Annotated in this window: 18 protein-coding genes; 1 reads left to right on the top strand and 17 read right to left on the bottom strand. The window is 40.4% G+C overall.

Annotated elements, in window-relative coordinates:
- From KBF71_00160 to KBF71_00085, 16 genes are all read right to left on the bottom strand, one after another.
- Complete coding sequence (locus KBF71_00160; GenBank protein ID MBP9876732.1) at positions 1-1,281, bottom strand: cytochrome b/b6; 1,281 nt, start codon at positions 1,279-1,281, stop codon at positions 1-3.
- 58 nt (positions 1,282-1,339) lie between these two features.
- Complete coding sequence (petA, locus tag KBF71_00155) at positions 1,340-1,912, bottom strand: ubiquinol-cytochrome c reductase iron-sulfur subunit (GenBank protein MBP9876731.1); 573 nt, start codon at positions 1,910-1,912, stop codon at positions 1,340-1,342.
- A gap of 140 nt (positions 1,913-2,052) precedes the next feature.
- A complete protein-coding gene (locus KBF71_00150) occupies positions 2,053-2,778 on the bottom strand; it encodes an amino acid ABC transporter ATP-binding protein (protein MBP9876730.1) in 726 nt (241 codons plus the stop codon).
- Positions 2,771-3,430, bottom strand: coding sequence for an amino acid ABC transporter permease (locus KBF71_00145; GenBank protein MBP9876729.1), 660 nt, complete (start codon positions 3,428-3,430; stop codon positions 2,771-2,773). Before KBF71_00145 ends, KBF71_00150 begins: the two co-directional genes overlap by 8 nt.
- Positions 3,431-3,582: 152 nt before the next feature.
- On the bottom strand, positions 3,583-4,374 hold the full coding sequence (locus KBF71_00140; protein MBP9876728.1) for a transporter substrate-binding domain-containing protein: 792 nt from the start codon (positions 4,372-4,374) through the stop codon (positions 3,583-3,585).
- A 64-nt stretch (positions 4,375-4,438) separates the two neighbouring features.
- Positions 4,439-5,812, bottom strand: coding sequence for a Tol-Pal system protein TolB (tolB, locus tag KBF71_00135; GenBank protein MBP9876727.1), 1,374 nt, complete (start codon positions 5,810-5,812; stop codon positions 4,439-4,441).
- 117 nt (positions 5,813-5,929) lie between these two features.
- Entirely contained in the window at positions 5,930-6,901 is a 972-nt protein-coding gene (locus KBF71_00130) for a cell envelope integrity protein TolA (protein MBP9876726.1), read from the bottom strand.
- Between the two features lie 18 nt (positions 6,902-6,919).
- Complete coding sequence (gene tolR / locus KBF71_00125) at positions 6,920-7,366, bottom strand: protein TolR (protein MBP9876725.1); 447 nt, start codon at positions 7,364-7,366, stop codon at positions 6,920-6,922.
- Complete coding sequence (tolQ, locus tag KBF71_00120) at positions 7,366-8,112, bottom strand: protein TolQ (GenBank protein MBP9876724.1); 747 nt, start codon at positions 8,110-8,112, stop codon at positions 7,366-7,368. Before tolQ ends, tolR begins: the two co-directional genes overlap by 1 nt.
- A gap of 40 nt (positions 8,113-8,152) precedes the next feature.
- Entirely contained in the window at positions 8,153-8,563 is a 411-nt protein-coding gene (locus tag KBF71_00115) for a YbgC/FadM family acyl-CoA thioesterase (GenBank protein MBP9876723.1), read from the bottom strand.
- Positions 8,541-9,632 carry a Holliday junction branch migration DNA helicase RuvB gene (ruvB, locus tag KBF71_00110; protein MBP9876722.1) on the bottom strand — a complete coding sequence of 364 codons (1,092 nt, stop codon included), beginning with the start codon at positions 9,630-9,632 and terminating at the stop codon, positions 8,541-8,543. Before ruvB ends, KBF71_00115 begins: the two co-directional genes overlap by 23 nt.
- Positions 9,632-10,291, bottom strand: coding sequence for a Holliday junction branch migration protein RuvA (gene ruvA, locus KBF71_00105; protein ID MBP9876721.1), 660 nt, complete (start codon positions 10,289-10,291; stop codon positions 9,632-9,634). Before ruvA ends, ruvB begins: the two co-directional genes overlap by 1 nt.
- A gap of 166 nt (positions 10,292-10,457) precedes the next feature.
- Positions 10,458-11,606: a leucine-rich repeat domain-containing protein gene (locus KBF71_00100; GenBank protein MBP9876720.1), complete on the bottom strand. Its 1,149-nt coding sequence runs from the start codon at positions 11,604-11,606 to the stop codon at positions 10,458-10,460.
- Between the two features lie 93 nt (positions 11,607-11,699).
- Complete coding sequence (locus KBF71_00095; GenBank protein MBP9876719.1) at positions 11,700-12,146, bottom strand: GNAT family N-acetyltransferase; 447 nt, start codon at positions 12,144-12,146, stop codon at positions 11,700-11,702.
- A 52-nt stretch (positions 12,147-12,198) separates the two neighbouring features.
- Complete coding sequence (locus KBF71_00090; GenBank protein ID MBP9876718.1) at positions 12,199-13,296, bottom strand: hypothetical protein; 1,098 nt, start codon at positions 13,294-13,296, stop codon at positions 12,199-12,201.
- 275 nt (positions 13,297-13,571) lie between these two features.
- A complete protein-coding gene (locus tag KBF71_00085) occupies positions 13,572-15,257 on the bottom strand; it encodes a hypothetical protein (protein ID MBP9876717.1) in 1,686 nt (561 codons plus the stop codon).
- Positions 15,258-15,445: 188 nt separating this feature from the next.
- Here KBF71_00085 and KBF71_00080 point away from each other — a divergent pair, with 188 nt between their 5' ends.
- Complete coding sequence (locus tag KBF71_00080; protein MBP9876716.1) at positions 15,446-15,958, top strand: hypothetical protein; 513 nt, start codon at positions 15,446-15,448, stop codon at positions 15,956-15,958.
- Here the strand turns inward: KBF71_00080 and KBF71_00075 are convergent, their stop codons facing one another.
- The gene (locus tag KBF71_00075) at positions 15,959-17,278 is read right to left on the bottom strand and encodes an MFS transporter (GenBank protein MBP9876715.1); all 1,320 of its coding nucleotides are present in this window, start codon (positions 17,276-17,278) and stop codon (positions 15,959-15,961) included.
- Positions 17,279-17,307 lie beyond the last annotated feature (29 nt).

Below are 17,307 nucleotides of genomic sequence, written 5' to 3'. Positions count from 1 at the left end.
TTAAGCTGAAGCCCCCGCAGATGGTTTTTTGTTTTTTAAAACAGCTTCATGAATACTGTTCGGCAAGGGCAAAGGCTTTTCATACTTGACAAGCAGCGGCAATATCACCAAGAAATGTAGGAAATAATAAGCCGTTGCAAGCTGACCAATTTGAACATATGGCGCCTCTGGGGGTTTACCACCAACATAACCAAGGGTCACACAAGCCACAACCAAAATCCAGAAGAAGATCCGGTAGAGCGGTCTAAAACGCGCACTCTTCACTGGTGATCTATCAAGCCAAGGTAAAAAGAACAATAGAATGATCGAACCAAACATTAAAATCACCCCACCTAATTTTGCATCAATAATAGTAATACCAAAAATAGACACATCCATGGTGACCGCACGTAAGATTGCATAGAAAGGCAAGAAATACCATTCCGGCACAATATGAGCAGGCGTCACGAGTGGATTCGCTGGAATATAGTTATCAGGGTGTCCTAATTTGTCAGGCATAAAGAAAATAAATGCTGACCACAAGATGAGGAAAAGCAACAGACCAAAACTATCTTTCATTGTGTAATAAGGGTGGAAAGGAATCGTATCTTTCTCTGTTTTTGGCTCAATCCCCGTTGGATTGTTCGATCCTGTAATATGCAAAGCCCAAACATGCAAAAAGACAACAGCAACAATCAAGAATGGGAAAAGATAGTGCAAAGAAAAGAATCGATTCAATGTTGGATTATCAACAGAGAAGCCACCCCAAAGCCAAGTCACAATGCTATCACCAACAAGTGGTATAGATGAGAAAAGATTTGTAATCACTGTTGCGCCCCAGAAACTCATTTGCCCCCAAGGCAGAACATAGCCCATAAATGCAGTTGCCATCATCATCAAGAAAATCACAACACCCAAAATCCAAAGCAATTCACGGGGTCCTTTGTATGATCCGTAATAAAGCCCACGGAACATATGGACATAGACAGCAATGAAAAACATCGAGGCTCCATTCATGTGAATGTTTCGCATGAGCCAACCATAATTCACATCACGTGTTATACGCTCAACAGAATCAAAAGCAAGTAAAGTACTTGCTGCATAATGCATGGCTAAAAACACGCCTGTGAGAATCATCACAATCAGGACAACCATGGCAATGGCACCAAAATTCCAGAAATAATTGAAATTTTTTGGTGTTGGGAATTGACCATATTCTTTCTCCATCAGCGAGAAAACTGGTAAACGCTCATCAACCCATTTTATAACTGGATTTTTGAATTTATTTCGGGCTCTTGCCATTGATTAACCTCATTCTTGCATTTTTCTTATTATTAAATTCTTTATCTTCTAGCGCCTATTATCCAATACGAACCATCGTATCACTCGTATATTGATAAGGCGGCAAATATAAATTATGTGGTGCTGGTCCTTTACGAATACGACCCGCTGTATCATAGTGAGATCCATGGCATGGACAGAACCATCCGCCAAAATCACCTTTTGGATCGGTTGGTTTTTGACCTAAAGGCACACAACCAAGGTGCGTACAAATCCCAATCATAATTAAATATTTTGGCTTCTGTGCTCTTTGCGCATCTGTTTGTGGATCACGCAGCGTTTTGATATCTGTATCATTTGCAGCTGTTATCTCTGCCGGCGTTCTATGACGTAGAAACAAAGGCTTTCCGCGCCAAGTAACAGTAATAGATTGCCCTTCAGCAAGGGGGCCCAAATCGACATCAATAGATGAAACGGCAAGCGTGTCTTTTGCAGGATTCATGCTATTGATAAATGGCCACGCAACACTACAAGCCCCAATCGCCGCCATTGCTCCAGTTGCTAAGTATAAAAAATCACGCCTATCCTCATTTTCATGCGAATGAGCACTTGTTTTATGAGATTCTTTAACTGGTACCGTTGCACTCGACATCTTATTATTCCCCTGCTTTTTGAGCTAATTATATTTTCTTTTTATTTCTCATGCTAGTTTTTTTCAAGGTATTTTTCAATATTAATTACAGGATTCACCTTTTTCATTGAATATATATCGAATTTCTTAAAAAAGCACTCTTAGAGTATTTTTTCTAAAAATGATTGCGCCCTTTTTGTTTGAGGATTATCAAAAAATGCCTTGGGAGCTGCATCTTCAACAATTTTACCATGATCCATAAATAAAATTCTATCCGCTACTTCTTTTGCAAAAGCCATTTCATGAGTCACAATCACCATTGTAATACCCGTATGGGCAAGTCCTTTAATCACATCTAAAACCTCTTTGACCATTTCCGGATCTAAGGCCGATGTTGGCTCATCAAAAAGCATCAAAGTTGGGCTCATGGCAAGTGAGCGTGCAATTGCAGCCCTTTGCTTTTGCCCGCCTGATAAATGGTTCGGAAAAGCCTTCGCCTTATCTGATAGACCGACTTTAGCGAGCAACTCCTTTGCTGTCGCATCTGCTTCTTTTTGATTCATTCCCATCACCTTGCATGGCGCATAAGTAATATTGTCTTTCAAATTCATATGAGGAAACAGATGAAAATGCTGAAAAACAAAACCGGTCTTTGATCTTATTTTCTCCAGCTGACGATCCTTCGTATCTGACAAAGACTGCTTGTCAATGAGCACATCTCCTTGATCCGGTTTTTCAAGGAAATTGAGGCATCTTAAAAAAGTTGATTTCCCTGATCCAGATGGGCCAATCACAGCCACCACCTGACCTTGTGGAATGTCAATAGATACACCCTTTAATACATGTAATGCACCAAAAGATTTATGAATGTTTTTTACTTTAATCACTGCGTTTCAACCTGTCTTCTAAAATTTTTGCAAAGAGCGTTAAGACCATCACCAAAACATAATATATCAATGCCACAGCCAAATAGGGCTCGAAATAGATATATTTTTCTGCTGCAATCACTTGTGCACGCCTCAATAAATCAGCTTCTCCAATCACAGATATAATCGCCGATTCTTTCAGCAAATTGACCATCTCATTCACCAAAGCAGGCAAAATATTTTTCACCGCTTGGGGTAAAATAATTTGCCTCATCGCAACAGAACGAGGCACACCCAAACTCAAAGCTGCTTCCATCTGTCCTTTATCAATTGATTGAATCCCAGACCTGATGATTTCACAAACATAAGCAGCTGAATTCAATGAAAAAGCAGCAATACCAGCCTCAAAAGGGGTGATCTGGATATGGAGCAAATGCGGCAAACCAAAATAGATAAGCAATAATTGCACAAGCAAAGGCGTTCCCCTAAACAGAGACACATAGGCTTTCGCAAAGGCTCTAAAGGGTATAAAGGAGGAAATCTTTGCGATCGCAAGGAACGTACCGCCAATAAAACCAAGACAAATTGACAGGCCCGCATATTGCAAAGTTACGAGAACACCGCCCAACAAAAAGGGTAAGGACGGTACGAGTTGTTCAAAATCTAACACCATTTTATATTTCTCAATTCATTTTCATGCATCATCACAAAGACGAATAAGACAGAGGCATAGGTGACAATCACTCTTATAGAATCAGATTGTCACAATATACCCAAATTGTCGCGACCCTTTTTGCAATGATGATATTTAGTCTTTCATTGACCTTACTTCTGAAACCATTTCTTTTTTAAAGCAGCGACAGTTCCATCTGCTTTTAATTTATCCAAAGCTTCATTAAGAGGAACAGCCAGTTTAGAACCTTTTGGCAAAACAATCGCATAGTGAGATCCAGGCAAGTCAGCCTTTTCTAATTTCCAATGATGTCCTGCATAGTTCTTCAGAAAAGCATTCCCTGTTGTCTCTTCAATCAAGATGGCTTGAATACGACCATTTTGAAGCTCTTGAAACAAATCAGGATAGCGATTCATTGATTGAACTGTAAGCCCTGCTTTCTGCGTTGCCAATTCTTTGGCCTGAGCTTCCTGATAAGAGCCGAGCAACACGCCAATCTTTTGACCCTGAAAATCAGACTGGGCCATAAAGTTTGACTCTTCAGGCGTTATCAGAACGGTTGAAACCTCATAATAAGGATGAGAGAAATCAACATTCTTCAAACGCTCTTCTGTCACAGAAAAAGCAGCAATACCCAAATCTGCTCTTTTGGCTTGAATGGCTGGGATGATACTTGAAAAATCGATATCTTGAACTTCAAGCTTTTTCCCCATGGCCTTTGCTAATTCCTGCACAAGATCCATCTCAAAACCAACAATTTCTTTATTTTGACCTGTTGTTGAAAAATAGACAAAAGGCGGGTTATCTGCGGAGGTTGCAACCACTAGTACATTTGACCTATCTTCTTTTTCATCGCAAGCTGCTATACACATTGATAGAAGTGCAACTGAGAACAGGACACCCATCTTGATGAGAGCCTGACTCCATTTTTGAATCGTTAACATTTTAAAACCTTATTCCTAACTGAATTTTATCATTTATCTGTGATACCGCAGATGATAAAACATCCTACGGTAATATTGTGGACCAAGCCGGATCAGACGCACCTGTTGGTGTTTTCACTTCACGCTCAAAATAACCTGTTAGATCAATTTGATATAATCTTCCGTTCGTGATTGTCCGTCTGCCTTCTTTCTCTCTCTCTTGTTTAAAGTAGAGAAGAGTCCGGCCATTTGGTGCCCAAGTTGGACCTTCTACGTGGAAGTCCTGCACTAATATTCTCTCACCCGACCCGTCGGGTCGGATCACGCCCACATGGAATTTCTTCTGAGCAAGCTTTGTGAAAGCGATCAAATCACCACGCGGAGACCAAACTGGATTCGCATAGCGCCCCTCACCAAAGGAAATACGCTTTGGATCACTCCCATCACGATTCGCAACATAGAGCTGCTGTGTGCCGCCTCTATCTGATTCAAACACAATTCTTTTCCCATCAGGTGAATAGGATGGACTTGTACTAATCCCAACACTATTTGTCAGCTGCGTGATTTTTTTTGTTTTCAAATTCATCTCATAGACTTCAGCTTCACCATTTTTTGAAAGACTCATAATGACATCTTGTCCATCTGGTGAGAATCTCGGGGCGAAAGTCATATTCGGAAAATCACCCAAAACTTCTCTAAAGCCAGTTTGTAAATCGAGAATATAGACGCGCGGCTTTTTATTATAATAGCCCATATAAGCCACCTTCAGTGAATTTGGCGAAAAGCGAGGCGTTAATACAAGGTTTTGGTCATCTGTGATAAATTTATTATTGGCCCCATCTTGATCCATAATCGCAAGACGCTTTTTCTTGGTCTTTCCAGAAAGTGTTTCAGCAACATAAACGATACGCGTATCAAAGTAGCCTTCTTCACCAATCAATCTTTTATAAACAACGTCAGCAATTTTATGAGCCACACGACGCCAGTCTTTCTCACTCATTTCATATGAAAAGGCTGACATTTGTTGATTGGCAAAAATATCCCATAGTTTAAACGTAACAACATAAGTTGTTGGGGCCCCCGCAACAGCTGCAGGATCGGCTTTAGCAACCACTTCACCTGTCAAAAGAGCTTGCGCATGAATCATACGCCAGTCATCAAAACGTGGCTGATTGCGTAAATCTGCTGGAGATTGTAAAAATGAACTTTGATCAATAAGCTTGAAAAGACCAGAGCCATGCAAGTCATCTGTAATAACACCTGCGATGCGCTCACCCATGGACTTTTCTTCACTCTTTTCACCATAAAGATCACTGACTGCAATTGGCATTGCTTCCATCATTCCTTTGGTCACTTCAACTTGCATTTCTGCTTTTGAGGTCGCTGGTGCCACAAAAAGAGCAATCATTAATAGTCCAAAATAGCCTAAGGACTTTTTGGAAAAAATAGAGAAGTTCATGGTCATCGTTTAGGTCCTTTTCACATCTATCATATTAGTCTTAGCGATTTAAGCGGTTAATTTCAAGTAATTTCCGCAAGACATTTCATTTTGTTGACTTATTTTAAATTGATTGTCTTAATTTGGTTTTAACATATCGCGCGGGTTAAATGAGATTGTAAAAACTTTCCACTGCTCATATTTATTTTCCGGCAATTGCAAAGGTGAGCATCGCGGATTTAAAACAGCACGCCTTGCACTTTCAGCTGCAGCTCTGTAGAATGGATCCACAGCCATTTTGAGCCCGTTTAAAATCTCAGCCTTTTTCACCGTTCTATCCGGATTGATCTCAATACGAATATCAACAATCAAGTTCTCAGCATCGCGCGCACCGGCTGGCACAGACCAACAACCTTCAATCTGGCGTCTTAAAGCATCTTCCTCGCTAATGCTCAATTTTTCAGAAATCGATGGCGCATTCACAACAGCTTCAGCAACCTCTTCAGTCTCCGCTTCTTTCTTTTCTGGATCAACCTTCACAACTTGCTCAATAATCTCTTTCGATTGAATATTCTTAAGCAAGGCATCAAATTGATTATCTTCATCAGCTGATGCAACTTGCTTCTGAGGCTCAGGATCTTTCTTCGGCGGAACAGGACGTTTGATTGGCTTTGGCTTTTTGACTTTTGTCAAATCCGGTGCTGGTGGTTTTGGCTTTTCTTCTTCAGCCTTTTTGATTGGTTCAGCAAATGGATCAGGGATATTTTCAACCTTTGGATCTGCTGGCGCCTCTTCTTTTGCTTCTGCCACAACATCTTCTTTTACAGGCTCAGGCTTTGGGGCCTCTTCAGCCTTTTTTTCAGCTGGCGGTTTTGGCAATTCTTTTGCTGGTTTTGGCATTGCTTGCGCAATTTGCGGCACGTCCTTTTTCATTTTTGATCTTTGTTTGATATTTGTAAATTGATCAATATCAACAATCTCAATCGGAACCGCATTATATTCTTTCATATCTCTTTTAGAAAGAGAAGGAAGACCAAAAATCATAAAGGCAAGCAAAAATACATGGAAAATGCCCGACATAATCAAAGATGAGCGTTGCATATTTTCCATACTTTAAATTCCCTAAACCTACTTCTTCTCTGGTAAATCCGCGATAAGAGCAACCTTTTCGAATCCAGCCGCACTCATTCTACCCATCACTTGCATCACATCTTGATAGGCTAATGTTTTATCACCTTTGATAAAAATTTTCATATCATGATTATTCTTACTCACAGCTTCTAGAAGCGGAATAAATTTATCAAGCTCAACTTCTTTTTCTTGCACAAAAATTTTGCCTTTTGCATTCAATGTTACAACAAGCGGCTCTGAATCATCTCTAATCGCAGAAGCTTGTGTTTTCGGCAAATTCACATTCACGCCAACCGTTAACAAAGGCGCTGTTACCATAAAAATAATCAAGAGAACCAACATAACATCCACAAATGGTGTTACATTGATCTCACTCATTGGACGATAAGAAGAGCTAAAGCGCTTTTTCCCTTTAGAGACGCCTGCGGATGATGACATGCCCATTAGACCTGATCCTCCATATGACGTGACACGATAGATAAAAACTCATCTGAAAAATTATCAAGCCGTTCAACATAGCGCGCAATATCTTGGCTGAATTTATTATAAGCCAAAACAGCAGGGATCGCTGCAACAAGACCAAGAGCTGTTGCAAGCAATGCTTCTGCCATGCTTGGCGCTACAACTGCAAGGCTGGTTTGTTTCGCTGCTGCAATGCCACCCAAAGAGTTCATAATTCCCCAAACGGTTCCGAATAGACCAACAAACGGAGCAACAGACCCAATTGACGCTAAAAAACCCATAGAATTTTCAATACGTGTAATTTCTCTTGAGATTGTGAGACGCATCACGCGCTCTAATCTCTCACGCAAACTAAAGCGCACTTCTTCACTTTCGCTCACTTTTTTATCTGATGATCTGCGCCATTCTCTCATCCCTGAACTGAAAATAGCCGCCAGAGGATCAACAGCCTTATGACCAATTGAATCATACAAGCGATCCAATGACATGCCTGACCAAAAATTATGTTCAAATTCATCAGCTTGTCTTTTGAGTTTACGCACCAAACGCCATTTGTCAAAAATAATTGCCCAGCACCAAATTGACGCAATCAACAATAAAAACATCACAACTTGAACCACAAAGTCTGCACCTGAGATCAGCCCCCAGATTGACAAATCACGCGTGGCAACAGATCCAGCCAAAGCTGTTCCTTCAATTGCACTGACTGCTGTATCGACAGTTTCCATTTTTATCTCCTCCTTGCTCTTTGAGCACTATCATCTTGATCTATTTGTTTAATAAATTAAACACATTTTCAGATAATCTAACAGCTTTTCCAATTGAATTCAAGCAAGCAAGTTTGACATCTGCCTCAAATAAAACACTATTTTCATTTTTCTTGATAATCTTTTGATGAAAAACAAATGATGCTTTCTGCACAAGCTTCACGTAAGTTTCAATTAAAAGCAGATCACCCAACTTTGCTGGCTTCAAAAAATCGATAACCATATGACGCACAACAAAGAACTCGCCTGTCTTTTGATGATGATTCACCAGATCCATCCCAGCTTCATGCAATGATTCCATCCTAGCTCTTTCACAAATCTCAAGATAGGCAGCATGATAAACGAGCCCGCCCGCATCCGTATCTGCATAATGAATGCGGAAGTGATAATCAGGCAGCTTCTTCATCAGCATCTTCTCCCAAGAGATCCAATTGAGACTTTGCATAACTCTGAGGCGGGGTTTTACCCAGATATTCAAACCCAATGCGCGTCAAAACCCGGCCACGGGGCGTCCGGTTCAAAAGACCTTGCTGAATCAAATAGGGTTCAATCACTTCTTCTAAAACGTCTTTCTGCTCTGCCATTGCAGCTGCGAGCGTCTCAAGACCAACTGGGCCTCCTTCAAAATGATCTGCAATAAAACCTAAATAGCGATGATCCATCGCATCAAAGCCACGCGGATCCACTTCAAGTCTCAGCAAAGCCTCATCTGCCTCTTGAGCGCCAATCGTCTTTTGACCCATCACTGAGGCAATATCACGGACGCGTCTCAGCAAACGTCCAGAAACGCGGGGCGTTCCACGCGATCTTTTAGCGATCTCTAAAGCGCCATCAGCAGTGAGCGGCATTGACAACAGTTGTGCTGCTCTTTGCACAATCTTTTGAAGCTCTTCAGGCGTGTAGAATTGCATACGAAGCGGAATGCCGAATCTTTCCCGCAAGGGCCTTGTGATGAGCCCAGAACGCGTCGTTGCTCCAATCAAAGTGAATCTTGGCAAGTCGATGCGCACAGAACGCGCTGCTGGCCCTTCGCCGATGATCAAATCAAGTTGAAAATCTTCCATTGCTGGATAGAGAATTTCCTCAACTGCGGGACTCAAACGATGAATTTCATCAATAAACAGAACATCCCCTGGTTGAAGATTCGTGAGCAAAGCCGCTAGATCCCCTGCTCTTGCAATCACAGGACCTGAGGTTGAGCGAAACCCAACGTTCATTTCTTTACTGATAATATTTGCAAGTGTTGTTTTTCCAAGACCCGGAGGACCGAAAAGAAGAACGTGATCAAGACTCTCACCTCTGCTTTTTGCGGCCTCAATGAAAATTTTTAGATTTTCCTTCGCATGACTTTGTCCTGTAAAATCATTTAAGGACTGAGGCCTCAGGGCGCCTTCTGCAAAATCCTCACTCAGCACGTTGGGATTAGAGAGGCGCTCCCCATCAGATTCAAGATCCGCAAATGGATTTAAACCAGCAACCATTAGGCAGCTCCTCCTCTTACTTTATCAGACGATAGCTTTTGAAGCGCTCTTGTGATCAAAGATTGTAGATCTTTCTTCTCATCTGCTGAGCTTTCAACCGCAAATTGCCTCAAGATTTGCTCCACATCAAAACGGCGATAGCCCAAATTCACAAGCGCAGAAAGAGCATCTTGATAAGCACTTGAGAAAAATCCTTCAGTCACAGCACTTGGCGCAAAAGACTGAACATCTGCCTCACTAATACCGCTGATTGCAAATTGCTGAACTTTGTCTTTCAACTCATTGGTCACGCGCGCAGCAAGTTTCGGCCCAACACCATCAGCTCGGCTGATCATCGCCTTATCTTGCGTTAAAATACTTTTATAAATTTCAGCTGGCGTCAGAGCACTCAAAATAGAAAGACCAACCTTTGCACCCACACCTTGAACGGAGGTCAGCAATTTAAACCAGCGCTTTTCTTCTTTATCATGAAAACCATAGAGATGAATATGATCTTCGCGCACATGCGTTTCAACATAGACAGTTGCTTCTTGACCAAGCTGGCCAAGCTTTTCTTGTGTTTTAGCGGAACAAAAGAGAGAATAACCAACGCCATTCACATCCAGAATAACGCCATTGTCATCGCGGTCTAAAAACTTTCCTCTTAAATAGGCAAACATGAACACCCCCTCTTGTTTTTATAAGATGAGATGAGCATAAAACAGAACCGTCAAAATGGCAAGGTCAGAGTCGGAAGGATTCAAAACATTAAAGCTTTTATAATTTACAAACACAGTCATGGTTAGGAGCGCAGTTCTCGGCGCCAATGATGTTTCTTCACTCTGCCTAGATATCATCCAAATCTCGAGGATAACGAGGCGAGAATCTAACAACAGGAGTGTAGCCTTTGAAATCTGCAATCCCTTTAATCCACAGGCACATTTGGTTTGAGAGATTTAAAAATTGAATGCCCGACGCCGTAATATCAAGCACCTTAAGTTTCAATTGAATGATTGAGTCAGGTAATGTGGCTAGACTTTTATTATCCATTAAGTACAATTCTCTCAAACTCGAAAGCTCGCCTATTTCAGAGGGCAATGATTCCAATTTATCTCTAACATCAAGCACTTCGAGTTGTTTTAGATTTTTGATGTCAGGCAACAGCTCGTAAATCTCCCCTTCTAAATTCAATTCTTTCAGATGCACAAAAGTAAAAAGAAGGCTTTGAAATAGATATGGTCCATTGGCTATGAGAAACCAAAGTTTTGGCAAGCTCTGAAGTTTCGCAAATTCAAGCGGAACAACGATCCCACTAAAGCTCATCTGATCGACATAGTCAGCCCCTTTCTCGACAGTTTCCAAAATCGATTGTCTGTCTTTAGCATAGTGGTCAAACATCCCCTTAAGCGTCAGCTTCTTATTCTGTGGCGCTGTTCGGTTATAATCCTCAAATGCCTTTATCATTGAAAGCAAATGAAGAGAAAAGCGATAGAAACTCCCCTCAAAAACGCCATAAGAGAGACCCTGCCTAATCCCACCTCTGGACATTTCTACAGCAGCCATAATATCATTCGTAAAAATTCGAGCCTGATCAAATATTTGGAGCCTCTCTTCTAGCTCCTTTTGACTTCGCTCCAGACTTTCCAAGATAAATCTCTTACCAATACTCAGTGGTGTCAAGTTATTAATCCATTGATCTTTCGGCATGAAAATTGCCTTCAATTTCTGACAGCTCTCCTTTGATGTTTCAGAAAGATTTCTAAAACTTGGCACGATCAAATAAGCCATCAAATGAATCAAGCAAACCTCTGGCAAGTTCAGAAAAAATCCACGCTCATCGTATGGCTGCGCGGCTCTTTCAGATAAATCCAGTGCATCAATTGCAACTTGATCTCCTGCCTCAGTGCGTCTTTGCTGAGACAGCTCATACAGATCCATGGGGTCATCTGGCAGCACCACATCTGATAGGCCTGAAATGCCCTGTACATTCATCATTACTTCTCTCCATTAAAAATCAAATCTATAACTAAGAACCGTCACTCAGAGGGCTCCTAGGAGCCCTCTGAGTGACGATTTCCTGTATGTCACTCACACACCGCGTAGCATGTCAATATGAGGAATCCCCTCAAAAATATAAGGCTCTGCAATTGTCTTGAACCCATGCGTCTGATAAAAATTTTCAAGCTGAGCTTGGGCTTGAATTTTGATAGAAACCTTTCCAAACAAAGACTCCATCGATTTTAAAACTTCTGCCACCAACAGATGCCCAAGTTTTTTCCCGCGATGATCCGGATGAATGGCAACTCTGCCAAAATAACTTGCTGTATCTTTAATGCCTGGTGCAAAAAACCGAACATAGCCAATTAAGACATCTTGGTCGAACAAGCAAAAGTGATGGGCTTTTTTGTCATATCCATCCACATCTAGAAATAGACATTGTTGTTCAACTGCAAAAACGCGATTCCGGAGTGCTAAAATATCATACAAAGTGTCTCTTGGTAAGTCATCGTAAAAATAGGCTTGATGTGTCATCATAAAAATATTCCTTTCAATGAAAGGTATAATTTACTATAAAGACATCAAAAAATCAATGCTTAGATACATAATCCGTAATATAAGCAGCAGGATCTTCAACCGGATCAAGCTTCTTCTTAAAAGCCTCACGCTTTTTTAGCTTATCTTTTTTATACGGAAGGTAATCAGATTTGCGAATTGTTTCAAGATGCCGCAAGATATGCTCTGCCTTGTGAGCAAAATAGAGATAGTCCTTAAACTCACGTCCTAAATCATTACTGTTAAATTCAGTGTCCCAGCCATTGCTTAAATAAATAATAGGCCGATCTGCCACAACAACTTCTGCTAAAGCCGAAGTTCCGTCACTCACCACAATATCTGACTCAATGATATCATCAATCAAAGACGACGTCTCATGCTCTGACCACCGAACATTTGGAAGAGATTTAAACCTATTCAAGATCCAGTCCAAATCTTCCTGGCTCATAAATTGCCCCTCAACTGCATAAGATTTCAAAAGCATATGTGGACGAATAATAAAATTGATCTCAGGATGGGTCTTTGCATAGTTATAAAAGAAGAAATGATAGTTCAGAAAAGTTGATCCCCCTTCAAACTTTTCTTTATGATACGTAAACAAAGCCCAACGTGGCATCCACAAAATTGTTTCTTTATGTCCACTTGGCTTTTGTCCTTTTACGGCTTCTTTTGTGTCTTTATAAGATTGATATCCTGAAACAATGACGCGCTCTGCATCAAAACCATATTCCTCAATATAGATTTTTTTTGTACTCTCTGAGTCAACAAATACGAGATCAACATCTTTAGATAATCGTTTATGGTTCGATGCCACTTGATGAAAAAGATGAGGACCATAAACAATGTAAGACAGATGTGGCGTCATTGTCTTAAGATGCGTACGCAATAAAAATGGATCAAGAACCGAATTTACCCAACCATCAATATTAAAAGGATTCTGACTGAAAATATAGTCCGGCTTATAAGAATCTAAGCTCTCACATTTTTTGTAAGGCTCTTCTTTTCCGCAAGGATAAATGACGTCTGCCTGATCAAACTGAGCAAAAAAGGGTAAATCTATGTTCTCGACTAACTTTCCGTAACCATAATTAGGAATAGCCACAATTTTTACATCATGCCCTTGTTCTTTCATTTTTTGATATATTGGAAAAATACCTTTACCACCTACAGACAGGCTATGCGCTATAAACATAACGCGCTTTGCAGCAAAAGTATCACTTGTAGAAAGACGTGCATTTGTCGATTTAAAAAAATGGTTATATCCCCAAAAACCAACAGCAAGAATCAGACAAACGAATCCTGATAAAAAAAATCTTTTTTTCATAACCTTACAACCCCTTGAAGAAACATAACCATTGACAGATAACAAATAAATCTAATCAAATAACGTCTTTTTGTCTATGTTTTTTACTCAAAGATAGATTGAAGGGCTGCAATGCGAATCAAATAATAAAGCACTGAATGAGGCTTGTCTCTCTCCGCAACCACATTTGGTAGATTCTTAACGTGGGCAAATGAAAGGACGTTAAACAATTCTGCAATCACATTGGCCAAATCTTCATCCCTTGCATAAACGATATACCCATCTATAGAATGCAAAATCTCCCTTAAGAAATCAGGTAATTTTTCATCTCCCTGATTCCATTCCGCAAAAAGCTTTCTCATTTTATACTCTGCAGACCGATTTGATTCGCTTAAACGAAAGATTGTCATGACTTGTGCTTTTGTTAAATGTCCTAAAATTTCAGGTACAAAAGCTGCTGCTGAATAATAAGATTTTAACTGCAACAATGAAGCCTCATATCCTTTTATATTCAGAACATCGCCCTCCTGATCTTCAAGATAAGACTTATCTGACAAAACAAAATCTATGAATGCGCTCAGTTTCTCACCACTGTAAGTCTTCAACAATGAAACATCCTCAGGCTCTTTGAAAAAAACTGTTTTAATAACATTGATTAAGGGCCTGAACAACCTCATATTATCAATTGGGGGCTCCTGATCAAATTCTTGCTGCAGAGCTCTTGCAACCTCTTCATCTTTTCGAAGTTGTTCCAGGGTGTCAGCTTCTTTTTGATGCTCTTCATCAGAGAGCTTCATTGCGAGCTGTTTATCCAAAAGCTCTTGACTCACCGGCAGCCCAAAACTCATCGTCAAAGTTAAATCATCACTTGATTCAAGAGCGGCTCTTGGCTGATGCTGTTCAACAAGTCTTGCAGGACAAAAAGGTGTTGATAATTCTGCGACAACCTCTAAATAGGCAGCAGAAGCAACTTCTTTCTGTGATTCAAACGGAACATAATATCGAGGCACCAAATCCTTCTCCATGCTTTTAGCTGCAGCATAAGACTCTTTCAAAGTTTCAAAAATATTCAATGGATCTGATAGGTGCAAAGCCCTTAATTGAAACAATCGCTCACACTTCAAAAGATCGCTATCTGACATATTTTTATCTGAGCTCATGGCCACAGCCCGAAGTTCTTCTAATATTTTCGTATATTCCAAGACATCAAGATGATAAGACTCTCTCCCTTCAGGTTCAGGCGTGACTTGTGGAAAAAAGCACAGAAATGTGAGCAAATTAAATGACACTACTCCCATCGCATGATTATAATCTTGATCATATCGTTGCTTTACTTCTATCTGCCGCTCATTAAAAATTGTAAGCTCTCTTTCTTTGAAGCTCTGAAAAAATGGGCATTGCATGAAAATAAAGTCAAATGATTTGTGTTCAGGCGGAAGTGATTGTATGAACTGACAAATCGTTATAAAATCATGAGGATATATTTTTTGATCCCTCTCTTCGCTCCAAAAACCCTTTGCAATTGCATAGGCTAACAATATATCTTGATTCATCAAAGGCAAATCAATCCGCCAAACAACAGAAGATGAAGCTGTTAGACTCGCCTCATTAAAATCAAAAAACCCATTAATCAAATACACCTCGTCCTCTAGTGTCGCCCTAATAACAGATTTATATTTTTCATCACTCAAAAAGGCGCAGCTGCTTTGAATGTTTGGCTGAGTTGAAACTTGCGGGATCTGAAAAGGGAATCCAGGATGGGTGATCTGTAATGATGGCGTTCTAAACATAAGGCTCTCCTCCTCGTATCTTCGATGAACAAGCACCGCACTTATTAAAAAGACTTTCTCTTTTTCATTTTAATAGAAATAAATAAAGAAAGATTGACAATGCAGAAGGTTTATATTTATGAGAGGTAATGGTTTATATACGATTCATCTGTATAATATGCCTAACATCTTTCCAGAAGAGCAATCCCATGAAAAAATCCCTATTCCTTTTCCTGACTGCAACAACCTTTTTTAGCACGGCTCAAAATCTTTTTGCGAATGAAACAGCAGATGATCAAAAGCCAAAACAAGAAAATCCAAGTGGTCTTGAAAAACCAGCGCCAAAAACAACAGAAGAGAAAAACCCAAGTGGATTAGAGATACCTACCCAAAAAGCACCTGAGGAAAATCCAAGCGGTCTTGAAGACCTTGACCCTGAAGCAGAGCAAGAAATCCAAGATAACAATGTGGCTGATCCGTTTGAGAAACAAAACCCTTATGAAGCTTATGACCCATTCGCGCCCAAAGAAAAACCAAAGACACCAGCTGAGCTTCAAAAAGAAGAAGATCAAAAACAACGACGCCGCGACAAAAGTCGTTACCTCAGCGATGAAAATACAAAAATACAGAATGAGAAACGGAATGAAGACAAAAATCGCTATCACAAGCGCGTTCCTGAAAAACCAGATCGCTACCAAAAATATGACCGCGATAAGGATTAATTATTTAAATCTTGTGATAGGCCCTTTGGTCTCAGCACTAGGCATCACAACCGGCAAAAACCGCATCTGGTGATTTCTAACCATCAGCCACCCCAACAAACAAAGACCTGGAAGACAAGCAAAGGTTGTGATCAAGAAATAAGTTGTCCAAGCCATGTGATCAGCTAAATAGCCACTAAAGGCTCCAAAATATTTATGACTAATACCCGTGAAAGATGAAAACAGGGCATATTGCGAGGCTGCAATCCCCTTTGTGCAAAGACGTGACATCAAAGCCACAAGGCAAGCCGTTGCCATCCCCGCTGTTAGATTATCAAGCGTCACTGCAATCATCAGCATTTTCAGATCATAACCAATGTATGCAAGCAATACATATAAAAGGTTCGTCAACATCTGAGGAATACCACAAATCATCATTGATCGCAAAATACCAAAGCGACTTGCAATCGCCCCTCCAATCAACCCACCAATAATCGTGGCAAAGAGGCCATAAAATTTTGACACGCTCGCAATTTCTGTCTTACTAAAACCAATCTCTGTATAGAAAGGCATAGCCATCTTAGCAAGCAAAACTTCGCCTACCTTATACAAAACAATAAGGAGTAAAAGCCATACCCAACAAGGTTTTTTCATAAAATCCGCAAAAGGAAGAATCACAGCTTTTTTCAAAAAACCACCCATAGAATCAGATTCTTCTCGAATCATCTTATCAGGTGAAACCTCCGGTTCTTTAGAATAAAAAATGGTGATCATCCCAACAAAACTAACACAGGCAACAAGTGAATAAACAGCCTGCCAAGATAGAAACTCAGCCATATAGAGCGCTCCAGCACCTGATATCAACATACCAATTCTGTAACCTAAAACAATATTCGCAGCACCAGCAGCTTGCTGGCGATCGCTTAAAGATTCAACACGAAAGGCTTCAATCACAATATCTTGACTCGCATTAAAGAAGGCAACCAGTAGGGCAAAAAAAGCTGTTTGGAATATATGATTTGCAGGATCTGAGGTGCCGAGTAAAACAACCGAGAAAAACAATCCAATCTGTGAGAGCACGCACCAGCTTCGCCTTTGGCCAAATCTTTTGGCAAAATAAGGCAAGTGAATGTGATCCATTAAAGGCGCCCATAAAAATTTGAGCATGTAAGGCAAAGCAACAAAAGAAAAAAGACCAATCCCTGTTTTTGACAACCCTTCTTCAACAAGCCAACGATCAAGCGTTGCCCCAACAAGAATCAAAGGAAATCCGCTTGAAATACCCAAGAAAGCAATAGCGAGCAATCGAGGATCTTTATAGACCTTTAAGTAATTGAACATAAAGCTTTTATTCCTATATTAGCTGAAGA

This window comes from Alphaproteobacteria bacterium, from assembly GCA_018063245.1.
Classification (GTDB): domain Bacteria; phylum Pseudomonadota; class Alphaproteobacteria; order JAGPBS01; family JAGPBS01; genus JAGPBS01.
Note: the sequence above shows the minus strand (reverse complement) of the source record. Positions and strands in the feature narration are given on the sequence as shown.

Bases quoted from the DNA above. Each gene is read 5' to 3' on its own strand.
- KBF71_00160 (MBP9876732.1), bottom strand. From the start codon at position 1,281: ATGGCAAGAGCCCGAAATAAATTCAAAAATCCAGTTATAAAATGGGTT.
- petA (MBP9876731.1), bottom strand. From the start codon at position 1,912: ATGTCGAGTGCAACGGTACCAGTTAAAGAATCTCATAAAACAAGTGCT.
- KBF71_00145 (MBP9876729.1), bottom strand. From the start codon at position 3,430: ATGGTGTTAGATTTTGAACAACTCGTACCGTCCTTACCCTTTTTGTTG.
- KBF71_00140 (MBP9876728.1), bottom strand. From the start codon at position 4,374: ATGTTAACGATTCAAAAATGGAGTCAGGCTCTCATCAAGATGGGTGTC.
- tolB (MBP9876727.1), bottom strand. From the start codon at position 5,812: ATGAACTTCTCTATTTTTTCCAAAAAGTCCTTAGGCTATTTTGGACTA.
- KBF71_00130 (MBP9876726.1), bottom strand. From the start codon at position 6,901: ATGGAAAATATGCAACGCTCATCTTTGATTATGTCGGGCATTTTCCAT.
- tolR (MBP9876725.1), bottom strand. From the start codon at position 7,366: ATGGGCATGTCATCATCCGCAGGCGTCTCTAAAGGGAAAAAGCGCTTT.
- tolQ (MBP9876724.1), bottom strand. From the start codon at position 8,112: ATGGAAACTGTCGATACAGCAGTCAGTGCAATTGAAGGAACAGCTTTG.
- KBF71_00115 (MBP9876723.1), bottom strand. From the start codon at position 8,563: ATGCTGATGAAGAAGCTGCCTGATTATCACTTCCGCATTCATTATGCA.
- ruvB (MBP9876722.1), bottom strand. From the start codon at position 9,632: ATGGTTGCTGGTTTAAATCCATTTGCGGATCTTGAATCTGATGGGGAG.
- ruvA (MBP9876721.1), bottom strand. From the start codon at position 10,291: ATGTTTGCCTATTTAAGAGGAAAGTTTTTAGACCGCGATGACAATGGC.
- KBF71_00100 (MBP9876720.1), bottom strand. From the start codon at position 11,606: ATGATGAATGTACAGGGCATTTCAGGCCTATCAGATGTGGTGCTGCCA.
- KBF71_00095 (MBP9876719.1), bottom strand. From the start codon at position 12,146: ATGATGACACATCAAGCCTATTTTTACGATGACTTACCAAGAGACACT.
- KBF71_00090 (MBP9876718.1), bottom strand. From the start codon at position 13,296: ATGAAAGAACAAGGGCATGATGTAAAAATTGTGGCTATTCCTAATTAT.
- KBF71_00085 (MBP9876717.1), bottom strand. From the start codon at position 15,257: ATGTTTAGAACGCCATCATTACAGATCACCCATCCTGGATTCCCTTTT.
- KBF71_00080 (MBP9876716.1), top strand. From the start codon at position 15,446: ATGAAAAAATCCCTATTCCTTTTCCTGACTGCAACAACCTTTTTTAGC.
- KBF71_00075 (MBP9876715.1), bottom strand. From the start codon at position 17,278: ATGTTCAATTACTTAAAGGTCTATAAAGATCCTCGATTGCTCGCTATT.